This window comes from Microbacterium sp. M3 (genome assembly GCF_033548675.1).
Classification (GTDB): Bacteria; Actinomycetota; Actinomycetes; order Actinomycetales; family Microbacteriaceae; genus Microbacterium; species Microbacterium arthrosphaerae.
Genome location: NZ_JAWTZT010000002.1, coordinates 636660 through 654091, shown reverse-complemented (window position 1 = coordinate 654091; position 17432 = coordinate 636660). Strand labels below are relative to the sequence as shown.

General features: G+C 71.6%; 15 protein-coding genes. 9 read left to right on the top strand and 6 right to left on the bottom strand.

The genetic code is table 11. The features are described from left to right. Positions 1 to 42: 42 nt before the first annotated feature. The 5 genes from R8Z57_RS08375 to pepN all read right to left on the bottom strand — a co-directional run bounded on the left by R8Z57_RS08375 (position 43) and on the right by pepN (position 6465). Positions 43 to 750: a response regulator transcription factor gene (locus tag R8Z57_RS08375; RefSeq protein ID WP_318353299.1), complete on the bottom strand. Its 708-nt coding sequence runs from the start codon at positions 748 to 750 to the stop codon at positions 43 to 45. After that, positions 747 to 2051 (bottom strand): histidine kinase, encoded by a 1305-nt coding sequence (locus R8Z57_RS08370; RefSeq protein ID WP_318353298.1) that lies wholly within the window; start codon positions 2049 to 2051, stop codon positions 747 to 749. The genes R8Z57_RS08375 and R8Z57_RS08370 overlap by 4 nt, the downstream gene beginning before the upstream one ends. 10 nt (positions 2052 to 2061) lie before the next feature. Further along, positions 2062 to 2871, bottom strand: a complete 810-nt coding sequence (locus tag R8Z57_RS08365) for an ABC transporter permease subunit (protein ID WP_318353297.1) — start codon at positions 2869 to 2871, stop codon at positions 2062 to 2064. Next, on the bottom strand, positions 2868 to 3779 hold the full coding sequence (locus R8Z57_RS08360; protein ID WP_318353296.1) for an ABC transporter ATP-binding protein: 912 nt from the start codon (positions 3777 to 3779) through the stop codon (positions 2868 to 2870). Before R8Z57_RS08360 ends, R8Z57_RS08365 begins: the two co-directional genes overlap by 4 nt. Positions 3780 to 3918: 139 nt before the next feature. Next, positions 3919 to 6465, bottom strand: coding sequence for an aminopeptidase N (pepN, locus tag R8Z57_RS08355; RefSeq protein ID WP_318353295.1), 2547 nt, complete (start codon positions 6463 to 6465; stop codon positions 3919 to 3921). A 207-nt stretch (positions 6466 to 6672) separates the two neighbouring features. Between pepN and R8Z57_RS08350 the strand changes: the two genes are divergently transcribed. The 7 genes from R8Z57_RS08350 (at position 6673) to R8Z57_RS08320 (ending at position 14038) form a co-directional block, all read left to right on the top strand. Then, positions 6673 to 7872: a ferrochelatase gene (locus R8Z57_RS08350; RefSeq protein ID WP_318353294.1), complete on the top strand. Its 1200-nt coding sequence runs from the start codon at positions 6673 to 6675 to the stop codon at positions 7870 to 7872. Positions 7873 to 7956: 84 nt separating this feature from the next. Further along, positions 7957 to 8511: a ribose-5-phosphate isomerase gene (locus tag R8Z57_RS08345; RefSeq protein WP_318353293.1), complete on the top strand. Its 555-nt coding sequence runs from the start codon at positions 7957 to 7959 to the stop codon at positions 8509 to 8511. Positions 8512 to 8515: 4 nt separating this feature from the next. After that, positions 8516 to 9514, top strand: a complete 999-nt coding sequence (locus tag R8Z57_RS08340; protein WP_318353292.1) for an Fpg/Nei family DNA glycosylase — start codon at positions 8516 to 8518, stop codon at positions 9512 to 9514. A 55-nt stretch (positions 9515 to 9569) separates the two neighbouring features. After that, complete coding sequence (locus tag R8Z57_RS08335; RefSeq protein ID WP_318353291.1) at positions 9570 to 10211, top strand: FMN-binding negative transcriptional regulator; 642 nt, start codon at positions 9570 to 9572, stop codon at positions 10209 to 10211. Next, positions 10208 to 11752: an amidohydrolase gene (locus R8Z57_RS08330; protein WP_318353290.1), complete on the top strand. Its 1545-nt coding sequence runs from the start codon at positions 10208 to 10210 to the stop codon at positions 11750 to 11752. The genes R8Z57_RS08335 and R8Z57_RS08330 overlap by 4 nt, the downstream gene beginning before the upstream one ends. A 187-nt stretch (positions 11753 to 11939) precedes the next feature. Next, positions 11940 to 13349 carry a sensor histidine kinase gene (locus R8Z57_RS08325; protein WP_318353289.1) on the top strand — a complete coding sequence of 470 codons (1410 nt, stop codon included), beginning with the start codon at positions 11940 to 11942 and terminating at the stop codon, positions 13347 to 13349. Positions 13350 to 13369: 20 nt separating this feature from the next. Beyond that, the gene (locus R8Z57_RS08320) at positions 13370 to 14038 is read left to right on the top strand and encodes a response regulator transcription factor (RefSeq protein WP_318353288.1); all 669 of its coding nucleotides are present in this window, start codon (positions 13370 to 13372) and stop codon (positions 14036 to 14038) included. A gap of 52 nt (positions 14039 to 14090) precedes the next feature. On the opposite strand, the gene R8Z57_RS08315 is transcribed toward R8Z57_RS08320, so the two are convergent. After that, positions 14091 to 14573, bottom strand: coding sequence for a DNA starvation/stationary phase protection protein (locus tag R8Z57_RS08315; RefSeq protein ID WP_318353287.1), 483 nt, complete (start codon positions 14571 to 14573; stop codon positions 14091 to 14093). 169 nt (positions 14574 to 14742) lie between these two features. Here R8Z57_RS08315 and R8Z57_RS08310 point away from each other — a divergent pair, with 169 nt between their 5' ends. Further along, complete coding sequence (locus tag R8Z57_RS08310) at positions 14743 to 16890, top strand: acyltransferase family protein (RefSeq protein ID WP_318353286.1); 2148 nt, start codon at positions 14743 to 14745, stop codon at positions 16888 to 16890. Continuing rightward, entirely contained in the window at positions 16887 to 17426 is a 540-nt protein-coding gene (locus R8Z57_RS08305; protein ID WP_318353285.1) for a gamma carbonic anhydrase family protein, read from the top strand. Before R8Z57_RS08310 ends, R8Z57_RS08305 begins: the two co-directional genes overlap by 4 nt. Positions 17427 to 17432 lie beyond the last annotated feature (6 nt).

Below are 17432 nucleotides of genomic sequence, written 5' to 3'. Positions count from 1 at the left end.
ACGATCCTAACGAGATCGGTGCACGCCGAACTGAGCCGTCACTCAGCCTGACGCCTCGCCGCGCGCGTCGGTGGGAAGCGGCGCGGCCGGGTCCACCAGACGCAGCCGGTGGGCGAGGATCACCGCGTGCACGCGGTCGCGCGCCCCGATCTTCGCGAGCACGCGGCCGACGTGGGTCTTGACCGTCGACTCGCTGAGGTACAGGTGCCCGGCGATCTCGGCGTTCGTCATGCCCTCGGCCATCGCGAGGAAGACGTCGTTCTCCCGGTCCGTGAGCGCCGCCGTGAGCTCGGGCGCCTGGTGGGCCACTGCGGGTGCCGGCGCGTCGTGAAGCCGCTCGATGAGGCGCCGCGTGACGGCCGGCGCCAGGACGGCATCGCCGCGGTGCACCGCACGGATGGCCGACGTGAGCTCGGCGCGCTGGGCATCCTTGAGGAGGAACCCGCTCGCGCCGGCGTCCAGCGCACCGAAGGCGTACTCGTCGAGGTCGAAGGTCGTCAGCACGAGCACGCGCGTCTCGGGATGGGCACCGACGATGGCCCGCGTGGCGGCGATGCCGTCGGTGCGCGGCATCCGGATGTCCATCAGGACCACGTCCGGCCCACTCTCGGCGACCGCGCGCACCGCCTCCTCGCCGTCGGCGGCCTCCCCGACGACGGCGATGTCGGGCTCGGCCTCCAGCACGAGCCGGAAGCCCAGCCGGATGAGCTCCTGGTCGTCGACCAGGAGCACGCGAATGGGTGTCGTCATCGTCCGTGATCCTCCGTATCGGCGGTCGCCGCCGGCTGCGGCGCCGGCACGGCGAGTGTGGCGCGCACCGCCCACTTCCGGCCGTCGACGGGCCCGGCCTCCAGTGTTCCGCCCACGTGCGCGGCGCGCTCGCGCAGTCCGGGGAGGCCGAAGCCCGCGCGCCCGCCGGGGTCGCCGAGGTCGGCACCGGAGCGCACGCCGTCGTTGACGATGTCGAGGCCGACGGCGTCGGAACGCACCGTGATCCGGGCGTCGATGGTCGTGGCCAGCGGTGCATGCCGCATCGCGTTCGTGAGCGACTCCTGCACGATCCGCGCCACCGCGAACCGGACCTCGGCCGGCACGTCGTCGAGCCGCCCCTCGACGTGGAGCACGGCCGGGAACCCCGCCCGCTGCGCGGCCTCCACCGCATCGGCGAGCGACGCCGACTCGACCGGCGCCAGGGGAGCGTCGGGGGCGAGATCGGGATCGCGCAGGACGCCGAGCATCGCCCGCATCTCACCGAGCGCACCGCGCGCGGTGTCGGCGATCTGCTCGGCGACCGCGCGTGAACGGGCGGGGTCGGGCGTCGCGGCTGCCCCCTCCGCCAGGGCCACGACGACGGTCAGGTTGTGCGAGACGATGTCGTGCATCTCGCGGGCGATGCGCGTGCGCTCGGCCGCCGCCCCCAGACGCGCCTGCTGGTCCCGCTCGACGAGCAGCTGACGCGACCGGTCGATCAGCGCCTCCAGGTACCGGCGGCGGTTGCCGACGTTGATTCCGATGAGCGCGCCGATGAGGAGCGCGATGACCCCCGACACCAGTGAGGTGATCAAGAATCCCCAGGTCGCCGGAGCCGCGAGGCCGGCCGCGACGGTGTACAGCACCATGAGGCCCGAAGCTGTGCCGAAGCCGATCCAGCAGGCGCGCACCGAGCGATACACCGCCATCGCGTAGATCGCGAAGGCGGGAACGAGGTGCGCCGCGGGCACGAGGCTGGGGGGCAGGATCACCAGCGGCAGTGCCGCGACGATGAAGACGAGGACGGGGCGCGAGCGCCGCAGCAGGAGCGCGGCGCACCCGATCAGCACGAGGGCGATCGCCAGCGCCGTCTGACCGCCCGTGGGTGGCACCGGATACTCGGAGCGGATCGCGGCGGAGGGCGCCGACAGCAGGAAGGCGATGGCGGCGACGATCCCGTCGGCCGTCCGCGGATGACGCGCCCAGAAGCGGCGGAAGACTCCCGGCGGCCGCGGCAGCAGCAGGCCGTCGTCGGCGCCCTGAGGGGCACCGACGACGGCCGTGCGGTCGGATTGCGACATCCGGTCGACTCTACGCGTCGCGGCTTCGCAGGACCGCCCAGCCGCCGACCAGCGGCACGAGCGCCCAGGCGGCCAGCGTGAGCACGGGTGCCAGGAGCTCCTCCGCGCCCGGACCGGTCGCCTCTGCGGCGGCGTTCATCGGCAGGTACTCGGCGAGATCGGCGACCCAGCTCCAGCTCTCACCGAACATGCCGAAGAGGCTGAACACGATCGGCAGGACGAACAGCACGCCGACCGTGACGGCGATCGCGCCCGCGCCGTTGCGCAGGATGAAGCCGAAGCCCAGACCGATCAACGTGAAGACCACCATGGAGACCACGCCGAGTGCCAGCGGGATGCTCGACTGCGCGGGGTCGGACCAGTCGATCCCCTCCGCGACGAACGGCGCGGTCGCCGCGAGGGCCACGGCGTAGATCACCACCGTCGTCAGCGCGATCAGAACTCCCACCACGACCGCCTTCGCGGCGACGACCGCGCCGCGGCGCGGTTCGGCGGTGAGCGTGGAGCGGATCATGCCGGTGGAGTACTCGCCGGTGATGACGATCGCCCCGAGGATGCCCGCGACCAGCATCGTGAACTGGGTGGGGGAGAGGATCGCGCTGACGGCCGGGTAGCCGCCGCCGAACTCGGCCGAGGCCGACGCGATCATCATCGAGATGCCGATCGAGAGCAGGGCGGTGATGCCGAGCGACCACCAGGTGGAGCGCAGCGTCGTGATCTTGATCCATTCGCTGCGCAGCAGGTGGGCGAACGAGAGGCGGTGCGTCGAGTCGGCGCGGGCAGCGGACTCGGCGCGGGTGGCGGGGGCGACGGTGGTCATGCGATCTCCTTGGAGGTGTACTCGACGGCGTCGCCGGTGAGCGCGAGGTAGGCGTCTTCGAGCGACCCGGTGCGCGAGGTGAGCTCGTGGACGGGGATGCCGAGCGAGGCGGCGAGGTCGCCGACCGAAGCGGCGGTGACCCCCGACACCTCGGCGACGCCGGGTGCCGAGGCGGTCACGGTGACGTCGGGCCCCGCCAGCGCGGCGGCGAGCTCCGAGAGGCGGGGCGAGCGCACGACGACGTTGTTGGTGGTCCAGGCGCGCACGAGCTCCGACAGCTCCGCATCGGCGAGCACCTGACCGCGCCCGAGCACGATCACGTGGTCGGCGGTCTGCGCCATCTCGCTCATGAGGTGGCTGGACAGCAGCACGGTGCGCCCTTCGGCGGCGAGATGCCGGACGAACTGACGCACCCACCGCACGCCCTCGGGGTCGAGCCCGTTGACCGGCTCGTCGAGGATGAGGGTGCGGGGGTCGCCGAGGAGTGCCGCGGCGATGCCGAGCCGCTGCCCCATGCCGAGCGAGAACTTGCCCGCCCGCTTGCCGGCGACGGACTGGATGCCGGTGAGCTCGATCACCTCGTCGACGCGCGCGCGGCCGATGCCGTGGGTCGCGGCCATCGCCCGGAGGTGGTTGCGGGCGGACCGCCCGGTGTGGACGGCCTTGGCGTCCAGCAGCACGCCGACCTCGGTGAGCGGCGACCGCAGGTGCGCGTAGGACTGCCCGCCGACGGTCACGGTGCCGGACGTCGGGCGGTCGAGGCCGACGATCATCCGCATGGTGGTGGACTTGCCGGCGCCGTTGGGTCCGAGGAACCCGGTGACCTTCCCCGGCTGCACGGTGAACGAGACGTTCGAGACGGCGGTCTTGTCTCCGAAGCGCTTCGTGAGCTGTTCTGCAACGATCATGGCCCCACGCTATGAGGCCGCTATGGTCGCGCGCGTCCGCCTGCGGGATGAACAGTCGGCGACGGAGTGGTACCTGGGTGCCGAAGACGACGGATGCCTCGGCCCCGCGTCGCGCGGGGCCGAGGCATCCGGTCATGACCTACTGGGCGTCGCGGTCCTGCACCGACAGCGCGCGCTCGACGCCGGCGAGGTTCTCGGCCACGAGGCGGCGCAGCGCCGGAGCCGCGTCGCCGTGCGCCTCGAGCCAGGCGCGCGTCGCGTCGCGCAGCGCGACGTTCGCGAGCGGGGCGGGGTACAGGCCCACGATGAGGTACTGCGCGATCTGGTAGGTGCGCGAGTCCCAGATCGGCAGCAGTGCGTCGAAGTAGCGCGGGACGAACTCGTCGAGGAGGTCGCGCCCGGCCGGGTGGACGAAGCCCGCCGCTGCCGCACGCACGATCGTGTTCGGCTGGTCGTCGCTGTCGACGAGCGACGACCACGCGGCGGCCTTCGCCTCGGCGCTCGGCAGCGCGGCCTTCGCCTGAGCGGCGAACTCGCCGCCCTTGGCCGTGTTGTCGGCCGCCAGCGCGTCATCGATGTCGGCCGCCGTCACGACGCCGCCCGCGGCGAGCGACACGAGCAGCTGCCACGAGAGGTCGGTGTCGATCTCGAGGCCGCCGAACGTCACCTCGCCGTCGCGAACCTGGCGGACCTTCCCCCACTGACCGGGCGTGGCGGCGGCGGAGGCGAAGGCGGTCACGAACTGCAGCTGGCTGTCGCTGCCGTGCTCGGCCCCGAGCGCCAGCTCCCACAGCGCGTCGGCGACCTTGGCGCGCGTGGCGTCGCGCTTCTCGGGGGCCACGTACGAGCTCGCCGCGAGCAGCAGCTGCGCCAGGGTCGTGCGCACGGTGGTGGACTCGGACTCGGCGCCGATGTTGCGCAGCACCAGGTCGACGTAGTCCGAGGCTGATGCCTCGGCGTCGCGCGTCTGGTCCCATGCGGCGCCCCACACGAGCGAGCGGGCGAGGGGATCGCTGATCTTGCCGAGGTGGTCGATCGCGGTGCGCAGCGACTGGTCGTCGAGACGGATCTTGGCGTAGGCGAGGTCCTCGTCGTTGAGCAGCACGAGTGCGGGCCGCTTGCGGCCCTTCAGCTCGGGAACCTCGGTGAGGTCGCCGTCGACGTCGAGCTCGACGTGGTGCACGCGCACCAGTGCGCCGCCGTCGAGGTCGTAGAAGCCGACCCCCAGGCGGTGCGGGCGGATCGTGGGGTAGTCGGCCGGAGCGGTCTGCACGATCGCGAAGCGCGTGATGGTTCCGTCGACGTCCGTCACGATCTCGGGGGAGAGCGTGTTGACGCCCGCCGTCTCGAGCCACTTCTTCGACCACGTCGACAGCTCGCGGCCGCTGGTGGCCTCGAGCTCGGCGAGCAGGTCGCCCACCTCGGTGTTCGACCACTCGTGCTTCTTGAAGTACGCGGCGACGCCGGCGAAGAACGCCTCGATGCCGACCCACGCGGCGAGCTGCTTGAGCACCGACCCGCCCTTGGCGTAGGTGATGCCGTCGAAGTTCACCTGAACGTCTTCGAGGTCGTTGATCTGCGCGACGACCGGGTGCGTCGACGGGAGCTGGTCCTGGCGGTACGCCCAGGTCTTCTCCATCGCGTTGAACGTGGTCCACGCCTCGGTCCACTCGGTGGCCTCCGCGGTGGCGATGGTCGAGGCCCACTCGGCGAACGACTCGTTGAGCCAGAGGTCGTTCCACCACTTCATCGTGACGAGGTCGCCGAACCACATGTGCGCGAGCTCGTGCAGGATCGTGACGACGCGGCGCTCCTTCACGGCATCCGTCACCTTTGAGCGGAACACGTACGTCTCGGTGAAGGTGACCGCGCCGGCGTTCTCCATGGCGCCGGCGTTGAACTCCGGCACGAAGAGCTGGTCGTACTTGGCGAACGGGTACGGGTAGTCGAACTTCTCCTCGAAGTAGGCGAAGCCCTGACGCGTCTTGTCGAAGATGTAGTCGGCGTCGAGGTGCTGCCAGAGGCTCTTGCGGCCGTAGACGCCGAGGGGGATGACACGGCCCGACGCGCTCGTGAGCTCGGAGAACGTCGCCTCGTACGGGCCGGCGATGAGCGCGGTGATGTACGACGAGATGCGCGGCGTCGGCTCGAAGCGCCACGTCGCGGTGCCGTCGCCGTGCTTCTTCGGCTCGGGCGTGGGGGAGTTCGAGACCACCTTCCACGGCTCGGGGGCGGTCACGGTGAAGGCGAAGGTCGCCTTGAGGTCGGGCTGCTCGAACACGGCGAACACCCGGCGGGAGTCGGGTACCTCGAACTGCGAGTAGAGGTACACCTCGCCGTCGACGGGGTCGACGAAGCGGTGCAGGCCCTCGCCGGTGTTGGTGTAGAGGCAGTCGGCGTCGATCACGAGCTCGTTGTCGGCGGCGAGGTCGTCCAGCGCGATGCGCGAGTCGGCGAACGCGGCGGCCGCGTCGATCGAACGGCCGTTGAGCGTGATCTCGCGCACGTCGCGCGCGATGAGATCGATGAACGTGGCAGCACCCGGCGTCGCCGTGAACCGGACGACCGTGCGCGACCCGAAGACCTCGTCGCCCTTCGTCAGGTCGAGGGCGATCTCGTACGACTGCGTGTCGACGATCGCTCGGCGCTCCTGCGCCTCGATGCGGGTGAGATTCTCTCCAGGCACTGCTTCGGCTCCCAAAGGTGTGGTGTGGTCGGTCTCTTAGGCCGGTTGCACGGACGTCGGTCCGGCGGCCGCCACCAGCGCTGATGGCCCCGATGACAACCGTCCCAGCCTATGCCAGGCGCGTGGGGGCGGCCCAGGCTGTGGAGAAGGAGGGCCGGCGTGTCGGGAAGCGGCGGCCGCGGGCGGGGGGAGTGTCAGGATGGTGGGGTGACTTCCGCCGAGCAGCACGTCGTCCCCTTCGCCTCACCCGCCGCCGTCGCCGGCTCCCCGCACGTGGAGCAGCCGGTCGCCTACGACGCGATCCTCCTCGCCGGGTTCGGGGGCCCGGAGGGCCAGGATGACGTCATCCCGTTCCTCCGCAACGTCACCCGGGGGCGCGGCATCCCCGATGAGCGCCTCGAAGAGGTCGCGCACCACTACCGCCACTTCGGCGGTGTGAGTCCCATCAACGCGCAGAACCGCGCGCTCAAGGCAGCGCTCGAGGCCGAGCTCGCGCACCGTGGCATCGACCTGCCGGTGTACTGGGGCAACCGCAACTGGGCGCCGTACCTGGGCGAGGCGGTGACGGATGCCGCGGCCGCCGGCCGGACGAACCTGCTCGGCCTCGCGACCAGCGCCTATTCGTCGTTCTCGAGCTGCCGTCAGTACCGCGAGGACTTCGCGCGCGTGCTCACCGAGACGGGTCTCGCCGGCTCCGTGACCATCGACAAGGTGCGGCAGTTCTTCGACCACCCGGGCTTCGTGCAGCCGTTCATCGACGGCGTCCGCAACGCGATCGCGGCGTTTCTCGCCGACGGCGTCCCAGCCGACGCGGTCCGCGTCCTCTTCTCGACCCACAGCATCCCGACCGCGGATGCCGAGCGCTCCGGTCCGCGCGAGGGGGACGAGCTCCACCGCGATCTGGGAGAGGGCGGCGCCTACGCCGCGCAGCATCTGGCCGTGGCGGAGGTCGTCATGGCCGCGGTGGCCGCCGAGGTGCCGGGCGCCGAGCACATCGCGTGGGACCTCGTCTACCAGTCGCGGTCGGGGCCGCCGAGCCAGCCGTGGCTCGAGCCCGACGTCAACGACGTCATCGCCGAGCTTCCTGCGGCCGGCGTCGCGGCGGTGGCCATCGCGCCGCTGGGCTTCATGAGCGACCACATGGAGGTCCTGTGGGACCTCGACACCGAGGCGATGGAAGCGGCCGAGGAGGCCGGCATCCGCGCGGTCCGCACGCCGACCCCGGGCGTCGACCCCGCCTTCGTCGCCGGGCTGGTCGATCTCGTGGAGGAGCGGCTCAACGGCACGTCCGCCGCAGAGCGGCCCCACCTCACCGATCTCGGGCCCTGGTTCGACGTCTGCCGCCCGGCCTGCTGCGAGAACGTGCGCGCGGGCTTCAAGCCCGCCGCCGCCGGCATCGCGCCCTGACCCCTGAGGGCGGGTTTCCGGTCGCCCGCCGGGTCGCGGCATCCCGTCGTCCTCCGCTGTCGCGCCCTCTCTAGGATGGAGCGCATGCGCATCCACATCGCGACCGACCACGCCGGCCTGGAGTTCTCGACGCAGCTGCAGCACCATCTCGCCGCCGCCGGTCACGAGGTCGTCGACCACGGTCCGATCGATTACGACCCGCTCGACGACTACCCGGCGTTCTGCATCCGCGCCGCCCAGGCGGTCGTGCGCGATCAGGCCGAAGGGATCGAGACGCTCGGCGTCGTGTTCGGCGGCTCGGGCAACGGCGAGCAGATCGCCGCGAACAAGGTGCTGGGCGTGCGCGCCGCGCTGGTGTGGAGCATCGCGACCGCCGAGCTCGCGCGGGAGCACAACGACGCCAACGTCATCGCGATCGGCGCGCGCCAGCACACGTTCGACGAGGCTGCGGCCTTCATCGATCGCTTCATCGCCACCCCCTTCTCGGGCGAGGAGCGCCACGCGCGCCGCATCGCGCAGCTGGCGGCCTACGAGCAGGACGGCTCGCTCGAGCCCGACCCGCGCGCCGGTCAGGGGGCACCGGTGCAGCCCGACGTGCTCGCTGCGGACGACAGCTCGTTCGATCCCGAGGCCGGCTGACCCGATGCCCGAGGGCCATTCCGTCCACCGCATCGCCCGGCAGTTCGAGCGCAACATCGTGGGGCGCGCGGTGGCCGCCTCGAGCCCTCAGGGCCGGTTCGCAGAGGGCGCGGCCCTCATCAGCGGTCGCACCGCCATGTCGGTGCGCGCCGTCGGCAAGCAGATGTTCCTCGAGTTCGACGACGACCTGTGGCTGCGGGTGCACCTCGGCGTGTACGGCGCCTGGGATTTCGCCGGCGAGATCCTCGTCGATCCGACCATCGCGTCGGCCAACGGCCGGATGGGGCAGACGAACCAGCGGGGCACCGACCTCGGCGAGCCGATCCTCGATGCCGCCGGCGAGAACTCGCTGAGCTCGATCGGCGCACCGCGACGTGCACGCGTGCACGTGCGCATGTCGGAGCAGACGACGGGGCTCGCGGACGAGGGCGACCAGTGGCCGCCGCCCGTCGTCGGCCAGGTGCGCCTCCGGCTGCTCACCGAGGTCACGTGCGCCGACCTGCGCGGACCGACCGCGTGCGAGCTGCAGACTCCGGATGAGGTGGCCGCGACCGTCGCCAAGCTGGGTCCCGATCCGCTGGTGGACGACATCGCCGAGGGCGAGGAGCGGTTCACCGCCGTCGTCCGCCGCAAGCCGACGCCGATCGGCCTGCTGCTGATGGATCAGAACGTGGTGAGCGGGATCGGCAACGTCTATCGCGCGGAGCTGCTGTACCGTGCCCGCCAGAACCCCCATACCCCGGGCCGCGACGTGCCGGAAGAGGTCGTCCGCGAGATCTGGCGCGACTGGGTGCGCTTGCTCGCCATCGGCGTCGAGACCGGCCAGATGATGACGATGGACGACCTGGACCCCGACGCCTACCGGCGGGCCATGGCCAGTCGGGACGACCGCCACTGGGTGTACCACCGCGCCGGCCTGCCGTGCCGCGTCTGCGGCACCGAGATCGTCGTCGAGGAGGCCGCCGGCCGCAAGCTCTACTGGTGCCCGTACTGCCAGCGATGACGTCGGCGGCGAACGCGCGTCGAAGGTGTGATCCCGGCGACCCTAGGCTGGGCGCATGCGTCAGAACCCGAGCTTCGCGATGGCCGACGTCGGCGAGATCCGCCGGCTCATCGAGCAGAACCCCTGGGTCACTCTCGTCAGCGCGACCGACGACGGACTGGTCGCCTCGCACTACGCGGTGCTGCTCGATCCCGACCGCGACGACCTCACCATCGTCGGGCATGTCGGCAAGCCCGACGACCTCATCCACGGGCTCGGCGAGCGGGAGCTGCTCGTGGTCGTCCAGGGCCCGCATGGGTACGTATCACCGGGCTGGTACGGCGACGTGCAGAGCGTGCCGACCTGGAACTTCGTCTCGGCGCACCTGAGCGGCGTCCCCGAGATCCTGACCCCGCAGGAGAACCTCGAGGTGCTCGAGCGCCTCGTGGCGCGCTTCGAGAGCGCGATGCCGCAGCCCCGGCTGATGTGGGAGGCGCCGAACGATCCGGAGTTCGTGCGGCGCCTCGAGAAGGGCACCGTCGGGTTCCGCCTCACGCCCACCAGGGTCGTCGGCAAGCGCAAGCTCAGCCAGAACAAGTCCGACGAGATCGTCGAGACCGTCATCGCCGGTCTCGAGGCCGGGACCGGCCCGTATGCCGACCCACGACTCGCCGGCGAGATGCGTCGCGACCTCGACACCCGCAAGGCCGCCCGGTGAGCCTCGGGCGCGGGGAGGCTCCCGACGTCATCGCCGACGCTCGGCTGACGGGCTCCGACCGCACCGACCCGTTCGGGTCGGACCCCGTCGACATCCACCTCGCCGACGGCCTCGTGGTCGACGTCGCACCGGCCGGCGCCCTGCCTCGCAGCGGGCGCGTGCTCGACGCGGACGGCGGATGGGTCGTCCCGGGACTCTGGGACCACCACGTGCACACCGTGCAGTGGGCGCTGTCGGCCCAGCGCGTGCCGCTCGGCGGCGCGACCTCCGCCGCGCACGCGGCCGCGCTGATGGGCGCCGCCGCGCCGCTCCCGGACGGGCGCCGCGTCGGCAGCGGCTTCCGCGACGCCTTCTGGCCCGACACCCCGGCGCTCGCAACGCTCGACGCGGCCACCGGGGACGTGCCGACCTATCTCATCAACGCGGATGTGCACAGCGTGTGGCTGAACACCGCCGCGCTCCGCCGCGAGGGGTTCGAGCCCGATGACAGCGGGATCCTGCGCGAGGAGCCGGCCTTCGAGATCTCGCGGCGCCTCAACGCCGTCGACGCGTCGGTGTCCGACCCGCTCGTCGACCGGATGGCGACGGATGCCGCATCCCGCGGCGTCGTCGGGCTCGTCGACCTCGACATGTCGTGGAACGAGGATGCGTGGGTCCGCCGCCTCGCGGCTGGGTTCGACGCGCTGCGGGTGTCGTTCGGGATCTACCCGCAGTTCCTGGACCGCGCGATCGCCGAAGGACTGCAGACCGGCGACGTCGCGCGAGGCGCGGCATCCGGATCGAGTGCTCGCTCTGCGACCGGATCGAGATCATCCGAACTCGTCCGCGTCGGCCCGCTCAAGGTGATCACGGACGGCTCGCTCGGCACCCGCACGGCGGCGTGCTCGCACGCATACCCGGGCGATCCCCACAATCACGGGGTGATCAGCGTCGACCTGGCGACACTCGTCGACCTCATGACGCGCGCCACCGCCGCGGGCATCGCGTCGGCGATCCATGCCATCGGCGACGTCGCCAACTCCCACGCCCTCGACGCGTTCACGGCGACGGGCGCGTGGGGCACGATCGAGCACGCGCAGCTGGTGGCGCACTCCGACATCCCGCGTTTCGCACGGCTCGGGGTGGGTGCGAGCGTGCAGCCCGAGCACGCGGTCGACGACCGGGACCTCACCGACACGGTCTGGGCGGGGCAGACCGCACAGCCCTACCCGCTGCGCGCGCTGGCCGACAGCGGCGCGAATCTGCTGTTCGGCTCCGACGCACCGGTGTCGCCGCTGGACCCCTGGGCGGCCATGGCGGCGGCGGTGTTCCGCACCCGCGACGGCCGCGAGCCGTGGCAGCCGCACCAGCGCGTCGACGCGGCGACCGCGCTCTCCGCCTCGACTCGCGGCGGCTCCGCCCGCCCGGCGCGCGTCGAGCCCGGCGACCTCGGCGACCTCGCGGTGTGCGAGCACGATCCGCTCGCGGCCGATGAGGCGCAGCTGCGCTCCATGCGCGTGTCGGCGACCCTCCTGGGCGGGCGGCTGACGCACGTCGCGTGAACCGACGGGCGTCCGGGGGTGAACCCCCGTATGCGTGCGGGAGCGGGTCGGATGCCGCAGCCGACGCCCGCTCGCGATGCTGGAGGCACGACCTCCGGAACACCCGCCCACCGGGGCATGATGGGGACGGTTCCGGGGCGTCGAAGCGGGCAGCAGCCCGATCGGACTCGTCCCGAGGGAGACAGCCATGACCACCACGACCCCCGCAGCGGACCTGCCCGCCGCCGGCCCCCCGGTGCACGAGGCCCGCGGCTTCTGGGCGGCGTACGGTCGAGCGTGGGCCCGCACGCCGGGCAGCGCGGTCTACCTCCTCGTGGTGTTCGTGCTCGCCATGCTCTCGCTGAGCGTCCTGGCCGCGCTGTTCTGGACGAGCGTCGGTCTGCTCGTCATCGTCGTCGGCCTGCCGCTGGGCGTGCTGACGCTCCTCATCGCCCGCGGCTTCGGGGTCGCCGACCGGTTCCTGCTGCTGCTCGCCGGGCTGCCCCCGATCGTCGAGCCGGAGTGGAACCGCGACAGCCCTGCGGGCGATGGTTTCTGGGCGACGCTGACCCGCCCGATCCGCAACCCCCACTACTGGGTGTACCTCGTCCACGGCATGATCGTGAGCCCTGTCGTCAGCACGATCTCGTTCGCGCTGACGACGGTGTGGCTGAGCGTGGGCCTCGGCGGTCTGACCTACTGGTTCTGGGGCGCCTTCCTGCCGCGCGGCGACCGCGGCGACGGCGACGGCGGGGAGTGGGGCCACTACGTGGCGGACGCGGTGCCGTGGCTCTTCGGCGGCTGGTCGGGCTGGGCCGTGGAAGTGGTGCTGTACCTGATCGCCGGCATCCTCTTCACCGGCACGATGCCGTGGGTGTTCGGCGGACTCGCGCGGGCTCATCACGCGATCGGCCGCGGGATGCTCGGCAGATGGGAGTCCGACGACCTGGCCGCCGAGGTGCGCGCCGAGGCGGCTGCCCGCGGCGCCGCGGTGCACGCCGAGGACGTCGCGCTCCGCCGGCTCGAACGAGACATCCACGACGGCCCGCAGCAGCGGCTGGTCCGCCTCCAGATGGACCTCGCCGCCCTCGAGCGACGGGCGGAGTCAGGCGACGCGGATGCCGCAGCCGACCTCGCGCGAGAGGCCCGGGGGCACGCCAAGGCCGCCCTCGACGAGTTGCGAGCGCTCTCCAGCGGCGTCGCCCCTCCGCTGCTGCAGGACCGCGGTCTCGCCGCGGCGCTCGATGCGCTGGCGGCCGGCTCGCCCCTGCGGGTGCAGATCGAGATCGATCCGGCGATCGACCGCGCGGTGAGCCAGGAGGTGGCGCGCACCGTCTACTTCGTCGTGGCCGAGCTGATGACCAACGTGGTCAAGCACGCCGGCGCCACCGGCGTCACGCTCCGGGCGTCGCTGCGCCGCTCCGCGTCGGGCGCGCACACCCACCTCGACGTCTGGGTCGTCGACAACGGACGGGGCGGCGCTGCCCTCCGGTCGGGTCACGGCCTGGAAGGCCTGCGGGAGCGCGTGGCAGGCCTGCGCGGGCAGCTGGTGGTGAAGAGCCCGCTCGGCGGTCCGACCTCGGTGGGGGCGCACATCCCGCTGGCGGTCGCACCATGAACGGTCCCTATCCTGAGGGGATGGCCGCCCCGCACGCCTCCGCCGCCCTTCGCGTCGTCCTCTTCGAGGACTCGGTCCTCCTGCGCGAGGGACTCGTCCGGCTCTTCGACGAGGCGGGCTACGCCACCGCCGGTGCGTGGGGCGATGCCGAGGACGTCGTCGACCGGGTGCGGGAGGCGCGCGCCGATGTCGCGATCCTCGATGTGCGCCTGCCGCCGGGATTCCGCGACGAGGGCATCCGCGCCGCCCTGGCGCTGCGCGCCGCGCTGCCCGAGGTGGGAATCCTGGTGCTCAGCCAGTACGTCGAAGCGGTGTACGCCCGGGAGCTGCTCGCCGGGGGAGAGGGCGGCGTCGGCTACCTGCTCAAAGACCGGGTCACCTCGCTCGACGAGTTCACCGACGCCGTGCGCCGGGTCCGCGAACGCGGCACGGTGCTCGATCCGCTCGTGGTGCAGGGACTGCTCTCGGCGCGTCCGGATCCGCTGTCGAGCCTCACGCCGCGCGAGCGCGACGTCCTCACGCTCATGGCCGAGGGCAGAAGCAACGCGAGCATCGCCGAGCGGCTCTTCATCGGCGTCGGAGCGGTGGAGAAGAACATCAGCGCGATCTTCGCCAAGCTCGGCCTCGAGGAGTCCGGCACCGAGCATCGGCGCGTGCTCGCCGTGCTCGCCTACCTGCAGCATCCGTGAGACGACGAAGACCCCCGAATGATCCGGGGGTCTTCGTGGTCGAGCACTCCGCTCACTCGGCGAGGTGCGCGAAGAGGAACCAGCGGTCCTTCTCGAGCGACTCCTTGATGCCGATCGCGATGTCCTGGCTGGTGAGGTCGAACTCGTCGAGTCCGTCGATCGCCGCCTGGACGTCCGCGATGACGGTGTCCATGTCGCTGATGACGGTGCGGATGAGCGCGTCCCACTGCGTGAAGCCGGCCGGCACGGCGGTCGCCGTCTTGGCCGCGATCGTGCTCACGCGGGCGTCGATCGGGAGCCCGAGAGCGACGATGCGCTCTGCGGCCTGGTCGGCACCGTCCTGCGCGTGGGCAACGACCGAGTCGAGGAGCTCGTGGATCGCGATGAAGTTGGCGCCGCGCACGTTCCAGTGCGCCTGCTTCCCGTTCACGGCCAGGGCCTGCAGGCCCAGGACGACGGGGGTGAGGAACTGCGCCGTGGCTGCCGCGACGTCGGGGTTCGCGGCGGTTGCGGGGGTGGTCTGGGTGTTCGTCATGTCTCTCGCCTCCATCGTGCGGAGGATCACGCCGATCGGCGTTGCGTCCTCCAGTGACTGCAACGCTACTCAGCGGCTGTCATTCCGCAAGCAAGACAAGGCTGGGCTAAACCGGGGAATCGGCGGGGTCGGTGCGGGGAAGCGGCACGACAGCGGCTAACGTCGATGGGTGCCTTCCGCCGATCACGACCTCGGACCGCAGAACCTGGGCGATCCCGTCACGACCGTGACCCGCGAGCCGCGCGACCGCTCGCCCGAGCACGCCGAGCCCTCGCGCTTCCTCCCGCACGTGCAGGGCCTTCGCGCCATCGCGGTGCTGTTCGTCGTGCTCTACCACTTCTGGCCGGGCCGCCTCACCGGCGGCTACGTCGGCGTCGACGTCTTCTTCGTCATCTCCGGCTTCCTCATCACCGCGCATCTCATGCGGGAACTCACCGCCACCGGCACCGTTCGCCTGGGTCAGTTCTGGGCGCGACGCGCACGGCGCCTGCTCCCGGCATCCCTCCTCGTCCTGCTGTTCTGCGCGCTCGTCGTCATGTCGCCGTACCTCATGCCGACCTCCGCGCTCCCGAACGAGGTGCGCGAGATCCTCGCCTCGACGTTCTACGTCGAGAACTGGTACCTGGCGCTGAACTCGGCCGACTACCTCAACCACGGCGGCGAGCCGACGACCGTGCAGCACTACTGGTCGCTGTCGCTCGAAGAGCAGTTCTACGTCATGTGGCCGCTCATCATGCTGCTGGCGGCGTGGATCGGCGTGAAATGGTTCCGGGGTGCGCGGCGACGGGCCATCCTCGTGGCGCTCGCGATCGTGACGGTGGTCTCGTTCGCGTTCTGCGTCGTCTTCACGATCACCGACCCGGCGCCCGCGTACTTCGTCACGTTCGGCCGCATGTGGCAGTTCGGCGTCGGCGCGATGATCGCGCTGGTGCCGCTGCTGCGCGTACGCCACGCGATCGGGAGTTTCCTCCTCGGCTGGGGCGGCATCGTCCTCCTGCTGTACGTCGCCTTCACGTTCGACGGGCAGACGCCCTTCCCGGGCTATATGGCCGCTCTCCCCACGCTCGGCGCGGCCGCGGTGATCGCGGCATCCAACACCGATCGCTGGTGGTATCCGACGCGGGTGCTGTCGCTGCGCCCCGCGCAGTTCGTCGGCGACATCTCGTACTCGCTGTACCTCTGGCACTGGCCGCTGATCGTGATCGCCCCGTCGGTGCCGTTCTGGGGGCTGACGATCTACCACCGCGTCGCGCTGCTCGTGCTGTGCTTCGTGCTGGCCTGGCTGACCAAGCGGTTCGTCGAAGACCCTGCGCGCAGCTGGAAGGTGCTGACGCGTCGCCCAGCCCGGGTGACGCTGTGGTCGTCCCTCGCCGCGATGATCGTGGTCGCGTTGGTCGCCGGGGCGGCCTGGTTCGTCAACGCGCCGCTCTACCAGCAGGGCACGCGGGCGATCGCCGAGCTCCAGCAGGATCCGCCCGAGTGCTTCGGAGCCGCCGTCGTGCTCGACGCCGCGTGCGCCGACGCCGACTTCGGCGATGAGATCCTGCCGGCGCCGGGATTCGCGGGCATCGACCGCCCCCGCCATGAGCAGTGCTTCGTGCAGCTCACCGATTCCCGGCCAGTGTCGTGCACGTTCGGCTCGGACGATCCCGACGCGCCGCGCGTCGCGCTCATCGGCGACAGCCACGCGTACCAGTTGCTCTCGACCTTCGAGCGGATGGCCGAAGACAACGGGTGGCAGCTCGTGACGTGGTTCAAGGGCGCCTGCCCGTGGAACACCACGCCGCTCGCGACGCCCGGCGCCTTCGGCGAGGCGTGCACCGAGTGGCGCGAGCGCGTCCAGCGCGCGATCGACGACACCGAGCTCGACGCGGTGTTCACGGCGGCCATCGCCACCACTCCCTACTCGGCGGACGGGTACGACTCGGCGCACGCGGCCGCCGTCGCCGGCTACCGCGACGCGTGGAGCACGGTCATCGACCGCGGCGTCCCCGTCATCACGGTCGTCGACAACCCGGTGTGGGAGACAGACCCCAACAAATGCCTCCGCACGCGCGCGATGTCGGAGTGCGACGGCCTGCGCTCCGACGTGCTCGTGGCCGACGATCCGCTGAAGGACGCGGCATCCGGCCAGCAATCGGTCACGCTGCTCGACTTCACCGACGTCTTCTGCGGCGACACGCTCTGCGCGCCCGTGGTCGGCGGCGCGAACATCTACCGCGACCAGGATCACCTCACCGTGACGTTCGCCGACACGCTCGCCCCCTGGTACAGCCAGGCCATCCAGGACGCCCTGACGAAGGAAGGCGCATCATGACGGTCGCACCCGGAGCATCGGTCCTCACCGCCGCGGGCCGGACGCCCGCGCTGGACCCCACGTCGTTCGTCGCCGCCGGCGCACGCGTCGTGGGCGGGGTCACCCTCGGGGCCGGCGCGAGCGTCTGGTATAACGCGGTCCTCCGCGCCGACGGCGACACCATCACGGTGGGTGCCCGCAGCAATCTGCAGGACAACGTGTCGGTGCACGTCGACGCGGGGCGTCCCGTCGTCATCGGCGAGGACGTCTCGGTCGGCCACAACGCCGTCGTCCACGGGTGCACGATCGGCGACGGCTCGCTCATCGGCATGGGGGCGGTCGTGCTCAACGGCGCCCGGATCGGATCGGGATGCCTCATCGCCGGTGGTGCGGTGGTGCTCGAGGGATCCGAGATCCCGGACGGCTCGCTGGTCGCCGGCGTTCCCGCCAAGGTGCGGCGCGAGCTCAGCGACGAGGAACGCGCCGGCCTGCTGCGCAACGCCGAGCACTACCTGACCCATGTGCAGGAGCACCGCGACGCCGCTCCCGTCGAGTGACGCCGC

Coding starts and splice junctions, on each gene's coding strand:
- R8Z57_RS08375 (WP_318353299.1), bottom strand. CDS start 750: ATGACGACACCCATTCGCGTGCTCCTGGTCGACGACCAGGAGCTCATC.
- R8Z57_RS08370 (WP_318353298.1), bottom strand. CDS start 2,051: ATGTCGCAATCCGACCGCACGGCCGTCGTCGGTGCCCCTCAGGGCGCC.
- R8Z57_RS08365 (WP_318353297.1), bottom strand. CDS start 2,871: ATGACCACCGTCGCCCCCGCCACCCGCGCCGAGTCCGCTGCCCGCGCC.
- R8Z57_RS08360 (WP_318353296.1), bottom strand. CDS start 3,779: ATGATCGTTGCAGAACAGCTCACGAAGCGCTTCGGAGACAAGACCGCC.
- R8Z57_RS08345 (WP_318353293.1), top strand. CDS start 7,957: ATGCGCATCCACATCGCGACCGACCACGCCGGCCTGGAGTTCTCGACG.
- R8Z57_RS08340 (WP_318353292.1), top strand. CDS start 8,516: ATGCCCGAGGGCCATTCCGTCCACCGCATCGCCCGGCAGTTCGAGCGC.
- R8Z57_RS08335 (WP_318353291.1), top strand. CDS start 9,570: ATGCGTCAGAACCCGAGCTTCGCGATGGCCGACGTCGGCGAGATCCGC.
- R8Z57_RS08325 (WP_318353289.1), top strand. CDS start 11,940: ATGACCACCACGACCCCCGCAGCGGACCTGCCCGCCGCCGGCCCCCCG.
- R8Z57_RS08320 (WP_318353288.1), top strand. CDS start 13,370: ATGGCCGCCCCGCACGCCTCCGCCGCCCTTCGCGTCGTCCTCTTCGAG.
- R8Z57_RS08315 (WP_318353287.1), bottom strand. CDS start 14,573: ATGACGAACACCCAGACCACCCCCGCAACCGCCGCGAACCCCGACGTC.
- R8Z57_RS08305 (WP_318353285.1), top strand. CDS start 16,887: ATGACGGTCGCACCCGGAGCATCGGTCCTCACCGCCGCGGGCCGGACG.